Source organism: Syntrophales bacterium, assembly GCA_023228425.1.
Lineage (GTDB): Bacteria > Desulfobacterota > Syntrophia > Syntrophales > UBA2210 > MLS-D.
The window spans coordinates 14,649-31,208 of the sequence record JALOBE010000003.1; the positions used below are offsets into that span (position 1 = coordinate 14,649).

At 57.9% G+C, this 16,560-nt stretch carries 16 protein-coding genes; 5 read left to right on the top strand and 11 right to left on the bottom strand.

The window, feature by feature from the left end; translation table 11 throughout:
* Positions 1-235 precede the first annotated feature (235 nt).
* Both M0Q23_01770 and M0Q23_01775 read right to left on the bottom strand, forming a co-directional pair.
* The gene (locus M0Q23_01770) at positions 236-1,879 is read right to left on the bottom strand and encodes a hypothetical protein (GenBank protein ID MCK9527377.1); all 1,644 of its coding nucleotides are present in this window, start codon (positions 1,877-1,879) and stop codon (positions 236-238) included.
* A gap of 66 nt (positions 1,880-1,945) precedes the next feature.
* Entirely contained in the window at positions 1,946-2,407 is a 462-nt protein-coding gene (locus tag M0Q23_01775) for a MaoC family dehydratase N-terminal domain-containing protein (GenBank protein MCK9527378.1), read from the bottom strand.
* Positions 2,408-2,794: 387 nt separating this feature from the next.
* Here M0Q23_01775 and M0Q23_01780 point away from each other — a divergent pair, with 387 nt between their 5' ends.
* From M0Q23_01780 to M0Q23_01790, 3 genes are all read left to right on the top strand, one after another.
* Entirely contained in the window at positions 2,795-3,238 is a 444-nt protein-coding gene (locus M0Q23_01780; protein MCK9527379.1) for an Hsp20/alpha crystallin family protein, read from the top strand.
* Between the two features lie 17 nt (positions 3,239-3,255).
* Positions 3,256-3,660, top strand: a complete 405-nt coding sequence (locus M0Q23_01785; GenBank protein MCK9527380.1) for an Hsp20/alpha crystallin family protein — start codon at positions 3,256-3,258, stop codon at positions 3,658-3,660.
* A 378-nt stretch (positions 3,661-4,038) separates the two neighbouring features.
* Complete coding sequence (locus M0Q23_01790) at positions 4,039-4,629, top strand: DUF2179 domain-containing protein (protein ID MCK9527381.1); 591 nt, start codon at positions 4,039-4,041, stop codon at positions 4,627-4,629.
* Positions 4,630-5,097: 468 nt separating this feature from the next.
* Here M0Q23_01790 and M0Q23_01795 read toward each other — a convergent pair whose 3' ends face one another.
* The 9 genes from M0Q23_01795 to aroF form a co-directional block, all read right to left on the bottom strand.
* Positions 5,098-5,889, bottom strand: a complete 792-nt coding sequence (locus tag M0Q23_01795) for a prephenate dehydrogenase/arogenate dehydrogenase family protein (protein MCK9527382.1) — start codon at positions 5,887-5,889, stop codon at positions 5,098-5,100.
* A 135-nt stretch (positions 5,890-6,024) separates the two neighbouring features.
* Positions 6,025-7,089, bottom strand: a complete 1,065-nt coding sequence (gene aroC, locus M0Q23_01800; GenBank protein ID MCK9527383.1) for a chorismate synthase — start codon at positions 7,087-7,089, stop codon at positions 6,025-6,027.
* Between the two features lie 7 nt (positions 7,090-7,096).
* A complete protein-coding gene (locus M0Q23_01805) occupies positions 7,097-7,627 on the bottom strand; it encodes a shikimate kinase (GenBank protein ID MCK9527384.1) in 531 nt (176 codons plus the stop codon).
* Positions 7,624-8,898: a 3-phosphoshikimate 1-carboxyvinyltransferase gene (aroA, locus tag M0Q23_01810; GenBank protein ID MCK9527385.1), complete on the bottom strand. Its 1,275-nt coding sequence runs from the start codon at positions 8,896-8,898 to the stop codon at positions 7,624-7,626. Before aroA ends, M0Q23_01805 begins: the two co-directional genes overlap by 4 nt.
* On the bottom strand, positions 8,882-9,697 hold the full coding sequence (locus M0Q23_01815) for a shikimate dehydrogenase (protein ID MCK9527386.1): 816 nt from the start codon (positions 9,695-9,697) through the stop codon (positions 8,882-8,884). Before M0Q23_01815 ends, aroA begins: the two co-directional genes overlap by 17 nt.
* Positions 9,694-10,371 carry a type I 3-dehydroquinate dehydratase gene (aroD, locus tag M0Q23_01820; protein MCK9527387.1) on the bottom strand — a complete coding sequence of 226 codons (678 nt, stop codon included), beginning with the start codon at positions 10,369-10,371 and terminating at the stop codon, positions 9,694-9,696. The genes M0Q23_01815 and aroD overlap by 4 nt, the downstream gene beginning before the upstream one ends.
* Positions 10,368-11,456: a prephenate dehydratase gene (gene pheA / locus M0Q23_01825; protein MCK9527388.1), complete on the bottom strand. Its 1,089-nt coding sequence runs from the start codon at positions 11,454-11,456 to the stop codon at positions 10,368-10,370. Before pheA ends, aroD begins: the two co-directional genes overlap by 4 nt.
* On the bottom strand, positions 11,453-12,547 hold the full coding sequence (gene aroB / locus M0Q23_01830) for a 3-dehydroquinate synthase (GenBank protein ID MCK9527389.1): 1,095 nt from the start codon (positions 12,545-12,547) through the stop codon (positions 11,453-11,455). The genes pheA and aroB overlap by 4 nt, the downstream gene beginning before the upstream one ends.
* The gene (aroF, locus tag M0Q23_01835; GenBank protein MCK9527390.1) at positions 12,544-13,572 is read right to left on the bottom strand and encodes a 3-deoxy-7-phosphoheptulonate synthase; all 1,029 of its coding nucleotides are present in this window, start codon (positions 13,570-13,572) and stop codon (positions 12,544-12,546) included. Before aroF ends, aroB begins: the two co-directional genes overlap by 4 nt.
* A 490-nt stretch (positions 13,573-14,062) precedes the next feature.
* On the opposite strand from aroF, the gene M0Q23_01840 reads away from it, so the two are divergent.
* Together M0Q23_01840 and M0Q23_01845 are read left to right on the top strand one after the other, a co-directional pair.
* On the top strand, positions 14,063-15,184 hold the full coding sequence (locus M0Q23_01840; protein ID MCK9527391.1) for a 2-hydroxyacyl-CoA dehydratase family protein: 1,122 nt from the start codon (positions 14,063-14,065) through the stop codon (positions 15,182-15,184).
* Positions 15,185-15,209: 25 nt separating this feature from the next.
* Positions 15,210-16,451, top strand: a complete 1,242-nt coding sequence (locus tag M0Q23_01845) for a 2-hydroxyacyl-CoA dehydratase (protein MCK9527392.1) — start codon at positions 15,210-15,212, stop codon at positions 16,449-16,451.
* Positions 16,452-16,560 lie beyond the last annotated feature (109 nt).

Sequence of the window (16,560 nt, forward strand, 5' to 3'; positions counted from 1 at the left end):
AGTGACACACGTGATGGTTCTTCAACCGCCTTGCCCACAGTACACGCGACGGCCCGGCATTTTTGACGAGTTCGTAAAAAGAAGTCCAAAAAGCTCCTTGAGGCACGGCGCGCGCATCCTGAGAAATAAGGCGTACTGTGAGATACGCCGCAGTGATGAAGGAAAGAGCGCAATTATGCGTCCGGCTATGGTATCGGAGGTATACCTCCGATACCATTTTACGAAGCCGTCTTTTTCAGAACTTGAAATTTCCGAAATGAGACTCCTTGATCGGTTGCAGAAGCGAAACCTCGAAGGCCAGCGCCAGCGCGTCGCGGCAGTCCTTCAGCGGCAGCGTCCCGTCATTGAAAAGCCGGGCTTCATTGTAAAAGGGGTGGGCCTCCCGATCATACTTATCGATCATCATCTGTTGAAATGCCTGGGCCGCTTCCTCGTCCATCTCCTCCCCGCGCTTCCTTCGGTTTGCACGCTCAAGGCTCGTAAGAATGAACCCGGCCGTGTTCCCCGACATGACGGACGTCCGGGACCGCATGGTGGCGAAGATGAAAAGAGGGTCGAAGGTCCGCCCGCACATTCCAAAATTCGCGGCGCCGTGATCCGGACCGATGACCCACTGAATCCGGGGAACCTCCGCGCAGGCGCAGGCCCGCACCATGCCTGACCCGTACTTCCCGATTCCGGCGTACTCTTCTTCTGTGCCGACCATATAGCCCGGTGAATTCTGTATGTAGAGAATGGGAATCTTCATGGTACAGCAACGTATTACCCACTCTATGGCCTTCCGTGCCGAGTCCACGAAGATAACTCCGTTGTTGTTGCTGGCGATGACGCCCACGGGGATACCCTTCAGATAGATCTTTCCGCAGACAATGTTGTCGCCACGCCCGGGGTTGTAGGCTCGCTTGTACTCGGAGAAATAGCTGTCGTCGGCGATGCAGGCGAGTATTTCACGGACGTTGATTCCCTTCGATGTCTCTTTCGGCAGAATCTGGTAGAGGTGTTCCGGAGGAACCCTGGGATCGGCGGGTTTGCGCCGATCGATATGAAGCGTCTGACGCGGATCAAAAGAAAGCAGCTCCCGAAGCTTTTCGATCCCTTCATCCTGCGATTTTACAAAGTGGTCGGCCCCGCCGGAAATCTGCGTGTGTACCCGCGCGCCGCCCAGATCCTCCATGCTCACCTTTTCTCCGATGGCGGATTCCACCATGGGAGGCCCGCCCAGAAAGGAATAGGACATACCTTCAATCATGATGCTTTCACAGGCGAGATAGACAATGTAGGCTCCCCCGGCGGTGTTCCCCCCGGTACTCAGCGTGTACTGCTTCAGCCCCTTGGCCGACATGCGCGTCATATTGTAGAAGAAGTGGCCGAACTGGTTCCGGCCTGGAAATATCCTGTCCTGAAGAGGCAGATAGGCCCCGGCGGAATCGGCTATATAGACAAAGTTCAGGCCGCATCGCTCGGCAATCTCCTGGGCCCGAAGGTGTTTTTTGCAGCTTACGGGGAAATAGGCCCCGGCGGTCACCCGACTGTCATTGGCAAGAATCATCACCCAGTTGTCGTGAATCTTGCCGATACCCGTAACCAGACCGGCGGAGGGAACATCCTCCATGCCTTCGTAACCGATGCCGAATCCGGCACCCCGGCTCAGTTCGAAAAATTCCGTATCCGGATCGATGAGCCGTCGGATGAGCTGGCGGGCAGGCTTCTTGCCCTGCTTCGCAAGCCGGTCGTTCTGAGCCTGCCCTCCGGGATTGTATGCCCGCTCCCAGAGTTCATATATCTTGTTCTCTTCCGCCAGCCAGTGCTGCCGGTTTTCCTCCAGTTCCAGTTCCTTCTTCCGGGCCCGGGACATAGGTTTGGCGTCTGTACTACCCATCAACAATCTCCTTTCAAAAAGTCTCTGTTTTTAAAATCAGAACATGTTTGACGAATGAACGAGCACTCAACGGGGCGCTTTCCCACAGAAGAGTTTCAGGACACTGGAAACAAGCAGCTCGTCCCTCTGGTTCATGATGTGAATACGAACGGTCAATACTCCCTTGTCCGGCCCCTTGTCGGTTATATCGATTACTTCCACCTCGCAGCGGATCGTATCTCCGATCCTTGCAGGGGCTGTAAAGCGTACATGCTCCATCCCATAAAAGGCAATGAAAGATTTCGGAAGATAGCTCGAGTAGGGTCCCAACCTGAAGGGAAGTGCCATGCCGATGCTCAGAGTCAGCATTCCATGGGCGATTCTGCTCTTGAAGGGTGTCGTCGCCGCGTACTCCACATCCGTGTGGAGCGGTGCCCAGTCCCCCGTAAGCCCGGCGAAATTGACTATGTCCGCTTCCGTCAGTGTCCGTGCCGGTGAAGTCATCCGCTCACCTATGCTGTAGTCGTCGAGATAGAGATATTCCTTCATCGTGTCCTCCTCCATGATCGATGGTCCCGTAAATAGTCGTAAAACCTCCGACAGAGGACGGCTTTGTAAAAAGCTCCTTGAGGCACGGATCGCACATCCCGGGAACTGAGGCGTACCGGGAGGTACCCCTCGGTGACGAAGAAAAACGCGCAATCAGGCATCCGGACTTTTTACGAAACCGTCATGATTGTAACATATTTATATATATGTATTCTGTAACGTCTTCCCTGTCTGTAGGGCAATTTTGATAAGATGTGTCAGGGAAACAGGGAAAAGGGCCGCGGCGCCGTGTCTTGACAGCGGGGATATAGTGATTATTTATAGAAATAGCATGTTTAACAATATCAAATTCTTGCGCGAATAAAATAGATAAAGGAGGGCAGTGTTATGTGGCTGACAGGATTGAGGGGTTTTGACTGGATGCCTGATCTCTGGAGTGAGCTCGATCGAAGGCAACGTGAAAGCGGTCGACTCTTTTCGAGAAGCGGGACATCACGTTATCAGAACTATCCCGCAGTGAACCTGTGGATGAACGAAAATGATGTTATCCTTTCCGCCGAAATACCTGGGATTGACTTGGAAAAAATGGATATCTCCGTCGAAGGCGATGTACTGGACCTGAGCGGATCGAGGTCTCTTGAAGCAGTGGGTGAGGAAGCGAAGTACCACCGGCAGGAGAGACCCTACGGCAGCTTCAGGAGGAAAATCCGGCTCCCCTTCAGTATCAACAGCGAAAAAGTCGACGCCCGGTATGAAAAGGGAGTCCTGACCGTTCGACTGCCCAGAATCGAAGAGGAAAAACCGAGAAAAATCAGTATCAAAAGTGAGTAAGGCAGGAGGTGATTACCATGATAGAGCCAGGAAAAGAAATGGAGGGATTGAAGGAGCAGGCCCGGCTGGAGCGTGAAGACATCAGGAACAGGCCGGTCTATGTCCCCAGAGTGGACATCTTCGAAACGATGGAGTCCATCACCTTGCTTGCCGACATGCCCGGGGTGGACGAACAATCCGTGGACATTATCATTGAAAAAGATGTCCTCACCATCAATGGAACTGTTGAGCCGGAAAGCCACACCGATTTCAGACTGGTGCACGCCGATTACGGAACCGGTGACTATCGACGGTCCTTTACGGTAACCGACGAGATAGACCACAACCGGATAGAGGCGGTGGTGAAAAACGGCGTACTGAAGCTTGTGCTTCCCAAGGCGGAACGAGCGAAGCCGAAGAAAATCACTGTTAAAACAGCATAACCACTGACAAGGCAGAGCCTGAAGCACCCGCCTCCCCCTTGCTCAGAGGCGGGTGCTTCAGTGTTGACGATCCCGTAAAAAAGTCGAATAAACATCCGACTGGGGACGGCTCTGTACAAAGCTCCTCGAGGCACGGCGCGCACATCCTGGGGACTGCGGCGTACCGGAAGGTACGTCGCAGTGATGGAGGAAAGAGCGCAATCAGGCATCCGGCCGTAGTGCCTGGGACCATACAGCGGGTACCATTTTACGAAGCTGTCTTTAAAGCAGGATTTCTCGTCGCTTCGCTCCGCGAAATGACGCAAGGCATGTGTCTCGCGGTCACGAGCAGCATCTCCCGGCCGGGCCGGGAGGTTGAACTCCGTACCAGGAAAACCAATGGACTTTACAGCTTTAGTAGAATCAAGTTTCTTCAGTTGGGTCATCATCCCGCTGTTGATTTTTTCAGCCCGCATTGTCGACGTTTCTCTGGGAACAATCCGTATTATTTACGTAGCCCGAGGTCTCAAGTTCCTTTCTCCGATCCTCGGCTTCTTTGAGCTCATGATCTGGCTGCTGGCAATCAGCCAGATTTTTCGGAACTTCGCCAGTCCCTTGTACTATCTCGCCTATGCCGGCGGCTTCGCGACCGGTAATTTCGTGGGCATTATCCTTGAAGAACGACTGGCCATGGGCAGAGTGGTTATCCGGATCATAACCCAGATAGAGACCACGAACCTTATCGCTTCCTTGAGAAAAGCGGGGTACGGCGTAACCGTTGTCGATGCTGCAGGATCCACGGGACCGGTTAAACTGATTTTCACCGTCGTGGATCGGAAAGAAATGGAAACGGTTATCGGCATGGTCCAACAGTTCAACCCCAGGGCCTTCTTTTCCGTAGAAGATGTCCGGGTCGCAAAGGAAGGCATCTTCCCGGCCTCGCGGAATTCTGCTATGAGCCTTCTCAATATCCTCCGCAAAGGCAAATGACACCGTTTCCCCATCTTCAAAAGATTTTTGTTGCCACAAAAGCCTGCGCTCTATTCGACGCAGTTTACGACCGGCCATGATACATTACGATCCCGCGGCATATCGATGGATTACGACAACAATACAAGAGGTTCCTTCTTTTTCGCCGAGCTCACTCGTAAAAAGCGCCTTGAGACCGAAATGATACAGTCGATATTTTTTAAGCCTCTCACGGCCTCCCTTAAGCCATGGAATACCTTGGGAAAGACATGACGGGGCTTTCGTCGATCAACAGAATTGTTGACAACCCTGTGGACAACACTGTTGAGGAAAGAGGAATCCCGCTGACACATAAAGGACTTTTCCTCTTTGAGCATTCTTTAGGCATTATATTTATACCAATAAATCAGATAGTTAGAGGTATGTAAAATTTATTTGCGCGGGAAGTCCATAACCGGACTATATCGTCAACAGGTGGTATCACTTTTGCTAAATCAGAGCATCCCTGTCCTGGTTAAGCCTGTCCATACGCTCCGCGAGAGCAGTACCGTCGCCGCGACCGACCAGGCCGATCAGTTCGTTGACCAGGGCGCTGTAGCGATCGAGAAGGGCTGGGACGTGCGGATTAGCCGTCATGAGTCCAGCATACATCCTTGTATTTCCGGACAGTATTCTGTCAACCATGGACAGCTTCGACCGAAACAGGGGCGTGGCAAAATGCTCGAGCTCCTGCCTGCCGATTCCGCATTCCCCCATAAGCATTGACATGAGAAGGGTATTGAGATGGTTCATTCCCTGGACCACGGCCATGACACGGTCATGGTGTTCCGGTGTGGTTTCAATGACTTGAACACGGGCTGCCCAGAACACTTCACCGGGCCAGGATGCCCACCTGTGAACCCGGGCCGGGCAGAGAACAATGGAAAGTTCCAGAGGGTGAGTTGCAAGAGGACCGAACAGAGGATGGCCACCCACCACTTCAGCCCGTGTCGAGGCGAGCATCAACCGCACGGGCTCTTCTTTCAGGGAGGTCAGGTCCATAAGAAGCGATCTTTCATCCAGGAGAGGCCCCAGACGCTGGATCACATCGGCCGTAGATTCCATGGGTACCGAGACCACCACAACGGCACACCGGCGTGCCATTTCCTCCATGGTCATGCCCGTCGACCGGCCGGACTGGTGGACCACGTAGCCCTGTCTGCGGAAGAGTTCGGCACACCAACTCCCCATTTTTCCAGTCCCGCCTATGATACCTATTTCAAAGTCCCTGCTCGCCGCCATATATCCACTCCGTTTCCCGGCTGACTGCGGCCGTAGCCTAGGACGGCCCCGGACGCTTGTCAATTGAAAAATGACAAGAAAGCAGTCCCAGAGGGCTTGGGAGCTGGGGGATCTAGTATCCCCGGAGCAGTCGGGTCACCCGCTATGGACCCCCAGGGCGCGCCGGCGAAGCAGGTGATCGGCCAGGACCAGGGCTGTCATTGCCTCGCACACGGGGAGAATCCGGGGGATGACGCAGGTGTCGTGGCGCCCCTCCACGGTGAGGGTCACCGGATTCCCCTCCCTGTCGACGGTTTCCTGGGGAAGCGCTATGGAGGGGACAGGCTTGCAGGCCACGCGGATGACGATGTCGGCGCCGGTGGTGATCCCTCCGAGAATTCCGCCGGCATTGTTGGAGAGGAATCCCTCCGGCCCCATGGCGTCGTTGCAGCGGGAACCGGTCATGCGGGCGGCCTCGATGCCGGCGCCGATTTCCACGGCCTTCACCGTTCCGATGCTCATGAGGGCCTTGGCCAGGTCGGCGTCCATTCTGTCAAAAACAGGGTCTCCCAGGCCCGCGGGGCAGCCTCGTACCGTTATACCCACCAGGCCTCCCAGGGTGTCACCCCTGTTCAGCGCCTCCTTGAGGACCTTCTCCATCCGTTGTGCCGCCTCCCGGTCGGGACAGCACAGGCGCGTGTCTCCGATCGCCCTTTCATCGAAGAAGCCGATGGCAATTCCGCCCAGTTCGATTGTGCAGGCCGACAGGGAAATCCCCTCGTTTATGAGAATTTTTTTCGCGACGGCACCGCCCGCCACCCTGGCCGCGGTTTCCCGTCCCGAGGCGCGGCCGCCACCGCGGTGATCACGGATTCCATACCTCCGGTACCAGCTGTAATCGCCGTGACCGGGTCTGAAAACATCCCTCAGCCTGTCGTAGGCGGAGCTGTCCCGGTCCCGGTTTCTGATTACAATCGCGACAGGCGTTCCCGTCGTCCTGCCCTCAAAAATGCCCGAAAGGATTTCCGGCCGGTCCTCTTCCCGCCGTGGCGACGACCCGCCGCCACTCCCCGGTTTCCGCCGGTCGAGTTCCCTCTGGATGTCACGTTCGTTGAGGGCGATGCCCGGTGGACAGCCGTCCACGACGGCACCCACCGCCTCCCCGTGGGATTCTCCCCAGGTGGTAAGCCTCAGGATTTTTCCGAAGGTATTACCGGCCATGACGTTCTCACTTTCGTCCGGCTTCTTCTCTCAACCGCAGGATGGTGTCGACCACAGCTTCAACGGCCATGCCCGACGTGTCGATCATATACGCCGCCGTCTCGCAGTAGAGGGGATTTCTGCGCCGGAGCATGGCCCTGATTTCGCCGAGCCTTCCCTCTCTTGACAGAGCCGGTCTCTGATCGCCGGTCTTCGCGTCTTGCCTCATGCGTTTCTCGATTTCTTCCGGTGACGCCGACAGCCAGATAACCGTGCCCATGTGTTTGAGGCGATCTCTGTTTTCGGCGGATTCGACAATGCCGCCGCCCGTGGCGACCACCACGGACTCGCTTCCTTCGAGGTCTGCCAGGGCCTTCCGCTCCTCGCTCCTGAAAAGAGACCAGCCCCCGGCGGCTACCAGCTCCGCTACGGTGCGGCCGGTCCGTTCCCGGACCATGCTGTCGGTATCTCGAAACAGAATTTTCAGCCGCCTTCCCAGTTCACGACCCACTGCGGTTTTTCCACTGCAGCGGTAGCCGATAAGAATGATGGAGTTCACCGATACAGTCCCTCCAGGACCGTCCAGAAAGTGGGGAAGGATTTTCCGACGCAGTCCCCGTTTTCGATGATCATGTCTCCCGTTGCCAGTCCCGCCACGGCGAAGCTCATGGCCAGGCGATGGTCGTTATATGTCGAAACGGCCGCTCCCCGGGGCGATCCCCCCTCTATCACCAGACCGTCGGGAAGCTCCCGGACTCTGATTCCGGTTTTCGTCAACCCGGCGGCCATTGCCGCCAGGCGGTCACTTTCTTTGTAGCGGAGATGGGGCACATTGGCAATGATTGTCTGCCCGGGCCTGAAGGCGGCGAGGACCGCCAGGCCGGGCACCATGTCGGGCATGGATGACAGGTCCCAGGTCCGGGCTCCCCCGGCCAGGGGACGGCCCTCAACCTCTATGTACCCGTCACCGCGGGCCACACGACAGCCGAGATCCCGGAGAAGATCAAGAATTCCCAGGTCTCCCTGGCCGCTCCCGGCGCCGATGTTCGTGACCCGGACCCTGCCACGGCAGAGCGCCGCGGCGATAAAGAAGTATGACGCTCCCGAGGCATCTCCTTCCACCAGACAATCCCGGGCCCGGTAGTCCTGCCTCCCGGCAATCCGGAACCGCGGTCCTTCGTCACCTTCTTCTTCTTCGGCGCAAACCCCGAAGTGACTCATCACCTGGAGAGTCATGTCGATATACGGGCGGGAAAGAATCCGGCCCGCGAGTTCTATGGTCACCATCCCTGACGCCCGGGGGGCCGCCATAAACAGGGACGATACATACTGACTGCTTTCGCTGTCCCTGAAGACAACCTTGCCGCCGCCGATACCGCCGCCGTGGACAACAACGGGAAGGTAATCGTCGCTCCCGATGCTGTCACACCGGGCGCCCAGGATGTCCAGGGCGCGAAGCAGGGGCTTCATCGGGCGCTCCCGCAGGCGCCCATCGCCGTCTATGACGGTCGGACCCTCTGCCAGGGAGGCCAGGGAAAGAAGAAAACGCGCCCCCGTGCCGTTGTTGCCCATGAAGAGCGGTCGGCCGGCACCCGTCAGTCTCCCGCCGGTCCCGGTGATGATTGTCTCGTCACCGGCGGTTTCAATGCCCGCCCCGAGCGCCCGAAGGCCTTCGGAGAGAAGGTCCGTATCCTCTGACCGGAGACAGTGCCGGAGACGGGAGACTCCGCGCGCCAATGTCGCCGCGGCAAGGACGCGCTGGGTCCAGCTTTTTGAACCCGGCAGGACAAGCACGGCATCAAGGTTTTCTAATTTACTGATTTGTTTCATCTTCCAGCCTGTTTCTCACCGCGCGCCTCATAAGATCCAGGGGCGGTTCCTCCCCGGTCCAGAGAAGGAACTGTTCCGCCCCCTGGTGGACAAACATGTCGAGACCGCCGACGGCACGGCAGCCCTCTTCCCGGGCCTCTCCGACAAGCCGCGTCACCAGGGGCCTGTAGACGGCATCCAGACCCCACCGGAACCGTCCGAGCAGTTCCCTCGCAAGCGGTGTGGCATCCTCCTCACCGTACCGCATCCCCAGGGGCGTCGTGTTGATGAAGCAGTCCGCCCTGATGTCGTTGAGGCTGTCCATTGTTCTGGACATACAGGAAAATTCTGCTGCCAGATCCCGTGACGCCTCGTCGCGGCGGCTCACCACGATCGCCTCTCCGCCGCCCCGGAGAACGGCGTACAGGGCGGCCCGGGCGGTTCCCCCGGCGCCGAGAACAAGAAACACCGCGTCCCGCGGATCGCCCATGAGCTCACGGACTGTCCGGTCGATGCCCACCCAGTCCGTGTTCTCTCCCCGAAGGCGGTTCCCCCTCCTGACGATGGTGTTGACGGCACCGATGCGACGCGCGCCGTCGCTGACTTCATCCATGGCGGCGGCCATGGACACCTTGAGGGGTATGGTCACACCGGCGCCGCGGATGTCCCGCTTTTCCATGATCCTTATGGCTTCCCCCGCGTCGCTGACCTCCAGGGCATCATAGCGGGCCTCAATGCCGGTATGAAGAAAGGCGGTGTTGTGCATGAGCGGCGAAAGGCTCTGAGCCACGGGAGCGCCGAAAAGGGCATACCGTTTCATGTCAGTATCTCCTGAAAACGGCGGACCTCCTCTACCGTAAACTGGCCGGGAGCCGATTCACCGCCCCGTTCCAGGCTCGCGAAGGTAATGGCGGAGCCGAACAGCGGCGCCGCCAGCCGGCTGATTCGACCCCGTTCTCCCATGCAGAAGGCCGCCACCGGTAGTTTCCGTTTTCTCAACAGGCTGACAAGATTCAGGATGGTGATGTTATCTTCCATGGTCCGGGCCATGACAGCCAGTTTTGCCATGTGGGCGCCACGGTCAAAGGCCTTCCCGGCGATGGCCAGGAGTTCCTCCAGGGAGGGTGTTTTCTCGAAATCGTGAAAGGACAGAATCACCCGTGTCCCTGTCCGTCCTCCCCGGGCGCGGTTGACCAGGTCCTCGAGAAGGCCGGCATCGGTGCTCAGCTCAATGTCCGCGTAATCGGCGCCCAGGGCCATGGCCCGGTCGATGAGGTAACATCGCTCCCGTTCCGTCCCTTCAAAGCGTCCCCCTTCGGTTCGGCTCCGGTTTGTTACAAGGACCGGCCCCGCGACATTCGCCATGAGGCGGTCCAGGTCAAGTTCCCTGAAGGCATCGAGCCGCAGTTCCACCATGTCGGCCATGCTGAATGCCTGTCTCATCATCCCCAGGGCCTCTCCGGTGGTCGACGGTTCCAGGGACAGGCAGATCATGGGACGATCCCTCCCTCCCCTGCCGGATATGACCCGAGTACTTTCAGGAACGTACTTTCCCTGCCGAGTTCATCCAGGCAGACGGTGACCTGCTGCTGTGCGACATGACCGAGAAAATCCACGAAAAAGAGGTATTCCCAGGTACGCTCCCTGACGGGATGTGACACGATCCGTGTCAGATTGATTCCTTTTGAGGCAAAAGGCTCAAGCGACCGAAGGAGTGAACCCGGCTCATGACGGACGGTGAAAATGAGGGATGTCTTGTCGCGACCCGTACGTTGTGCCGGCGTGGTTCCCAGGATGATGAACCGGGTTATGTTCGCCCGGTGATCCTCGATGGCCGACGCGAGAACGGTCAAACCATAGAGGTCCGCGGCCTCACGGGAGGCGATAGCGGCCCCTGAGGGATCACGAAGAACCTTTCGTGCCGCCAGGGCGGTGCTCTCCTCTTCTCGCAGAGAGCATGACGGCATATGGTGCCTGATCCAGTTCCGGCACTGGGCCAGGGCCTGGGGGTGGGAGTAAATGGTCGTCACCTCCTCCGGTCGCGACGCCTTGGAGAGAAGACAGTGGCTCACGGGGAGGTATGTGTCTCCCACAATGTGCAGGGGCGTCGTAATGAGCCTGTCCAGCGTCATCTTCACGGAGCCCTCCAGAGAATTTTCCAGGGGGACCACGCCGCAGTCCGCCCTGCCCCGTTCGACCTCTTCGAAAACATCACAGACCGTTGCCTTCGGCTTCATGGCAGCGCTCGACCCGAAATGCCGCCGGGCGGCCTGGTGCGTGAAGGATGCCTCGGGACCCAGGCAGGCCACGGAAAACTCCTTTTGCAGATTCCTGGAGGCGGACACGATCTCTCCGAAGATAGCCTTCAGGGCCTCCGGGGGAAGAGGTCCCTTGCCGGCCTGCTCCACATGGGCGTATATGAGGCTCTCGCGGGCGGGGTCGTAAACGTCCATGCCCCGCGACCGCTTGTATTCGCCTATACCGGCGGCAAGGCGAGCCCGCTCGTTCAGAAGTCTGATGAGCTGACGGTCGGTTTCAAGAAGCCGCGACCGGAGGCTGTCCAGGTCTTTTTTTTTCATGCCTTCAGTTCTCCCAGGGCGTCTTCGATCAACCGGTCATCGACGGACCCGTTGATGAAGGGAACGCCGATCCTCGTGATCAGGACAAAGAGGAGCCTGTCTCCCTCCCGCTTCTTGTCGGCGCCGATCTTATTCACGATGTCCTTCGTGTCCATCGATGAGGGAACGGTCCGGTCAAGACCGAGGGAATCCAGGAGCCTGTCTATCCTCTCCCGGTCCGACCGGGCAAGGTGTCCTTTTTGTTCCGCGATTCGAGCTTCCACGGCCATACCGATGGAAACAGCCTGTCCGTGAGACAGGGCGAAACCGGAAAGGCCTTCCAGGGCATGGCCGATGGTGTGGCCGAAGTTGAGGATTCGCCGGATCCCCCGGTCATGTTCATCGATCTCAACGATTCCTTTTTTTATTGTACAGCATTGTGGAACTATTGTCTGCAGCACCTCCGGTTCCCGGGCCCGGATGGCGGAGGCATGTGTCTCCAGGTATTCGAAGAGCTCGAGATCATCGATAATACCGTACTTGACCACTTCCGCGAGCCCGTTCCTGTATTCCTCCCCGGGCAGCGTGTCCAGGAAGGCGAGATCTATGATCACCTGCCTGGGCTGGTAAAAGGATCCCAGCAGGTTCTTGCCTCCGACAAAATCGACACCGGTCTTACCGCCGATGCTGCTGTCCACCTGTCCGATGAGTGTCGTGGGAACTTGTATAAGGGGCACCGATCGCATGTAGATGGAGGCTGTGAAGCCGGCAAGGTCACCGGTAACACCGCCGCCCAGAGCCACCAGCGCGGTTGCCCTGTCGGCCCGGCGTTCGAGTAGTTGAGTCGCTATGGACAGAACCGTCTCCATGGTCTTTGACGCTTCCCCGGCGGGGAAGGACAGCAGTTCCGCCGGCATGCCCGAACGCGTCAGAAGGTTCACGAAGCGATCCCCGTGGAGGGCCGCCACCTGTGAGTCCGCGATCACGATCATCCTTCCGACACTGTCCATTCTCGCAATCTCCAGGCATGCCCGCTCGAGTATATCCCTTCCGATGAGTAGGTCGTAGGAGTCGTCATGACTCCGGGCAAGGGATACTTTGATTCGTTTCATTTCGGCACCCCGGAGGCGGACCGGATAAGTTCTTCGAGCCGCCGTATCTCATCCATGAACGCGTAGAACCGCTCCGGCTTGAGTGACTGCATACCGTCGGAAACGGCCTGTTCCGGCCGGGGATGCAGCTCCACCATGACACCGTCGGCCCCCACGGCCAGGGCCCCCCTGGACAGGGGCAGCACGTATTTCCAGGTTCCTGCCGCGTGGCTCGGATCGACGATGACGGGAAGATGGGTCAGCTCTTTCAGGACGGGAACGGCGCTGATGTCGAGCGTGTTCCGCGTGGCCGTTTCGAAGGTCCTGATTCCCCGCTCACAGAGAATGACTCCCCTGTTTCCAGCGGAAAGTATATATTCCGCCGACATGAGCAGCTCCTCAATGGTTGTCATCATTCCCCGTTTGAGGAACACGGGCTTCCTGCTCCGGCCCACTTTTTTGAGCAAGGCGAAGTTCTGGACATTACGGGCCCCGATCTGGATGATATCGGTATATTCTTCCACGATATCCACGTCCACGGGGTTCACCAGTTCGGTGATGACAGGCATGCCCACTGAATCACCGGCCTTCCTCAGAAGCTTCAGCCCCTCTTCCTCCATCCCCTGGAAACTGTAGGGCGAGGTACGGGGCTTGTAGGCACCACCCCGGAGTATGTTCGCACCTGCTTTCTTCACTATGTAGGCGCTTTCCATGATCTGCTCTTCGCTTTCGATAGAACAGGGACCGGCCATGACGATGAAGGACGGCCCGCCAATTTCAATGTCCCCCACGCGTACCATTGTATTGCCTTCACTAAACTCCCGGCCGGCCAGCTTGTAGGGCTTGAGAATGGGGATGGCCCGTTCAACTCCCGACAACTGTTCGATGATCGTGAGATGCTCCGGTATCCGGCGGTCACCCACGGCGCCGATAATGGTCCGTTCGACGCCCCGGGATGGATGGGCACGGTAACCCGCTGACTCGATCCATCCGATGGTATTGGATATCTGTTCCTCCGTGGCGGTTTTCTTCATGATGACAATCACTTCCTGCTCCTCCCGATATGAAATAAAAAAGGGCCCCGGCAGCGACCTTCGCTTCGACGCCAGAGCCCTGAAAACACAACGGCCATGGCGCGATCAGTCCGATCCTGCCATGGCCGTGTTTCTTATGTAGTGGAGTGTGTCACTTCCTCCCGACGGCGGGGCAGACCGGTGTACCGTAATAAAAATACCCGTAGGAGCTGAAAAATATGCCTGCCCGGTCGTACATTTCCATAGTGAAAATCCTCATCAATATAAAGACGGAGTCAACCACAAAAGAAAAGGCTTGTCAAGAACTTTTGGGAAACGTCCGGGTCCGCATATTTCTCCCTGACACTCACGCTTGGCTGCCGAATATGGCGGTGTTTGTCTGTTTCATTCAAAAAGAAAATGACAGCCGGCGCCGGCTGTGGTATCTGACAGGATATTCCGCTAGTCCCGGCTCGGCGATGAAGCCCCCGGCACCGGAAGCATCACTCTACCAGGAGCATCCATGAGCGTCCTCGATCGCTTTGCTCACGCCGCCGAACATCCCGGAAAGCTTGCTCTCGCCCTGAAAGCCCGGGGTATCCCGATTCTGGGCTATCCCTGCTCCTACACCCCGGAGGAGATTATTCACGCCGCCGGCGTCCATCCCTTCCGTCTCGGTGGTGCCGACAGCCCCTTTCTCCGGGCCGACGGGCATCTCCAGGCCTACTGTTGCTCCTTTGCAAGGGGTATCCTTGAGCAGGCACTCGGGGGTGATCTCGCCTTTCTTGACGGGGCCCTGTTCCCCCACACCTGCGACACCATGCAGCGCCTCTCGGACATCTGGAGGATGAACACGGACTTTCACTTCTTTGCCGACGTGGTACTCCCCCTGAAGTTTGACGGAACAAGCGCCCGGGACTATCTCGAAGACGTTTTGAGGCGATTCAGGGCGGACCTCGAAGCCTGGACGGGGCGGGAGATTTCCGGGGACTCCCTGCGCCGGTCTATCGATACCTTCAACGCCATCAGGAAACACCTGGAAGATATCTATCGGCTTCGGTCGGAGAATCCCGCTGTCGTTGCGGGAAACCGGTTGTCGGCCATCGTCAGAGGCTCCATGGTCATGGAAAGAAATGAACTGCCCCGCCTGTTGTCGGAGCTTGCAGGGGAAATCGCGGACGGCCGTCATCATGCGCCGGATATCGAGGACAATACGCGGCTGATCCTGTCGGGAAGTCTCTGTGATCATTCCGGTTTTTATTCCATACTCGAGGAATCGGGCGGCGTTGCCGTAGGAGACGATCTCTGTACGGGATCCCGATATTTCGGGGGAACCGTCGATACCTCGGGTGATCCCCTGGCCGCGATAGCCCGCCGCTATGCCGAACGGACCGTCTGCCCTGCAAAGCACCGCTCAACGGATGACCGGGCGGAGAGTCTCCTGAAGACGGTCCGGGACAACAACGCCCGGGGCGTCGTTTTTTTCCTGCTCAAGTTCTGCGACCCCCACGGCTTTGACTATCCCTGGCTCAAGAATTGTCTCGAAGAGCGCGGGATCCCCGCCATCCTCATAGAGGTGGAGGATCGGCTCCCGCCGGAAGGCCAGTTGAGAACCCGCCTGGAAACTTTTGTACAGATGATCTGAAACGGAACAAGGGAATCCTGAACGCATGACACCACCTGTCGAATCGCCGGAGAAAAAAGCTCCTCCCATCGCCATGAACAGCAGGATGAAGGAGATCATGACCCACTATTACATCGACGCCAAGACCGCCGGCGAGAGGGGAGTGCCGGTGGCCTGGATCACCAGCGGAGGACCGGTGGAACCCCTCATCGCCATGGACATCATACCCGTTTACCCCGAGAATCACGGTGCCATGATCGGCGCTTCAAAAATGGGCGCCGACCTCTGCGAACGGGCCGAAGCCATGGGCTACAGCGGCGATCTCTGCTCCTACGCCAGATCCGACATCGCCTGCGCAACCATTAACGGAGGCCCCATTGGAGGACTCCCCCGGCCGGACATGCTCATCGCCTGCAACAACATCTGCGGAACCGTCGTGAAGTGGTACGAAACCCTGTCCCGCTATTTCGACGTCCCCCTGTTCATATTCGACACACCCATATGCCACACCGACTACCATGAGGAGTCAAAACGATACGTCACGCGGCAGGTGTCGGAATATATCGAGTTTCTGGAGCGGGCTTCCGGACGGAAACTCGATCGCGATACCATGACGGAGGTGGGCGGACGTTCGCTGGAAGCGCAACGCCTCTGGCAGAGCGTACTGGACACGGCCGCGGCACGGCCCTCTCCCATGACGGCCTTTGACGGTTTTTACCACCTGGCCCTTATCGTGACCCTGCGGGGAACCCAGGTGGCCGTTGACTACTACCGTGACCTGCTCGCCGAAATGAAGAACCGCGTAGCGGAAGGAATCGGGGCTGTTCCCAATGAGCGGTACCGGCTCATGTGGGACAATCTTCCCATCTGGTACCGCCTGAAATGGCTTTCGAAGAAATTTGCCGCCCATGACGCGGCGCTGGTGGCCGACACCTACACCACGGCCTGGTGCCGCTCGGTCCGGTTCATAGACGAACAGGATTTCCTGGGCTCCATAGCCGAAGGATATACCAGGATATATCTGAATCTCGGCGTCGACCGGATGGCGGACGCCGTCGTCGAGATGGCGGAAAAATACTCCGTCCACGGACTGGTCATGCACTCGAACAGAAGCTGCAAGCCCTATTCCTTCGGCCAGTATGACATCGAGAGGACGGTCCGGGACCGCTTGGGCATTCCCTGCCTTCTTATCGAATCGCACATGGTGGACGAACGGAGTTTTTCGGAAGCCCAGACGGAAACCAGGATAGACGCGTTTATGGAAGTTGTCAGACAGCAGTATGGTTGATGAACTCGTAAAACGTCCGAAAAACATCTGATAGAGGACGGCTTTGTAAAAAGCTCCTTGAGGCACGGCGCACGCATCCTTAAGGAATGAGGCGTGCTGTGAGGTACGC

Bases quoted from the DNA above. Each gene is read 5' to 3' on its own strand.
- M0Q23_01790 (MCK9527381.1), top strand. From the start codon at position 4,039: ATGGACTTTACAGCTTTAGTAGAATCAAGTTTCTTCAGTTGGGTCATC.
- M0Q23_01785 (MCK9527380.1), top strand. From the start codon at position 3,256: ATGATAGAGCCAGGAAAAGAAATGGAGGGATTGAAGGAGCAGGCCCGG.
- M0Q23_01780 (MCK9527379.1), top strand. From the start codon at position 2,795: ATGTGGCTGACAGGATTGAGGGGTTTTGACTGGATGCCTGATCTCTGG.
- aroA (MCK9527385.1), bottom strand. From the start codon at position 8,898: ATGAAACAAATCAGTAAATTAGAAAACCTTGATGCCGTGCTTGTCCTG.
- aroB (MCK9527389.1), bottom strand. From the start codon at position 12,547: ATGAAACGAATCAAAGTATCCCTTGCCCGGAGTCATGACGACTCCTAC.
- M0Q23_01770 (MCK9527377.1), bottom strand. From the start codon at position 1,879: ATGGGTAGTACAGACGCCAAACCTATGTCCCGGGCCCGGAAGAAGGAA.
- M0Q23_01845 (MCK9527392.1), top strand. From the start codon at position 15,210: ATGACACCACCTGTCGAATCGCCGGAGAAAAAAGCTCCTCCCATCGCC.
- pheA (MCK9527388.1), bottom strand. From the start codon at position 11,456: ATGAAAAAAAAAGACCTGGACAGCCTCCGGTCGCGGCTTCTTGAAACC.
- aroC (MCK9527383.1), bottom strand. From the start codon at position 7,089: ATGGCCGGTAATACCTTCGGAAAAATCCTGAGGCTTACCACCTGGGGA.
- M0Q23_01795 (MCK9527382.1), bottom strand. From the start codon at position 5,889: ATGGCGGCGAGCAGGGACTTTGAAATAGGTATCATAGGCGGGACTGGA.
- M0Q23_01815 (MCK9527386.1), bottom strand. From the start codon at position 9,697: ATGAAACGGTATGCCCTTTTCGGCGCTCCCGTGGCTCAGAGCCTTTCG.
- M0Q23_01775 (MCK9527378.1), bottom strand. From the start codon at position 2,407: ATGAAGGAATATCTCTATCTCGACGACTACAGCATAGGTGAGCGGATG.
- aroD (MCK9527387.1), bottom strand. From the start codon at position 10,371: ATGATCTGCCTGTCCCTGGAACCGTCGACCACCGGAGAGGCCCTGGGG.
- M0Q23_01840 (MCK9527391.1), top strand. From the start codon at position 14,063: ATGAGCGTCCTCGATCGCTTTGCTCACGCCGCCGAACATCCCGGAAAG.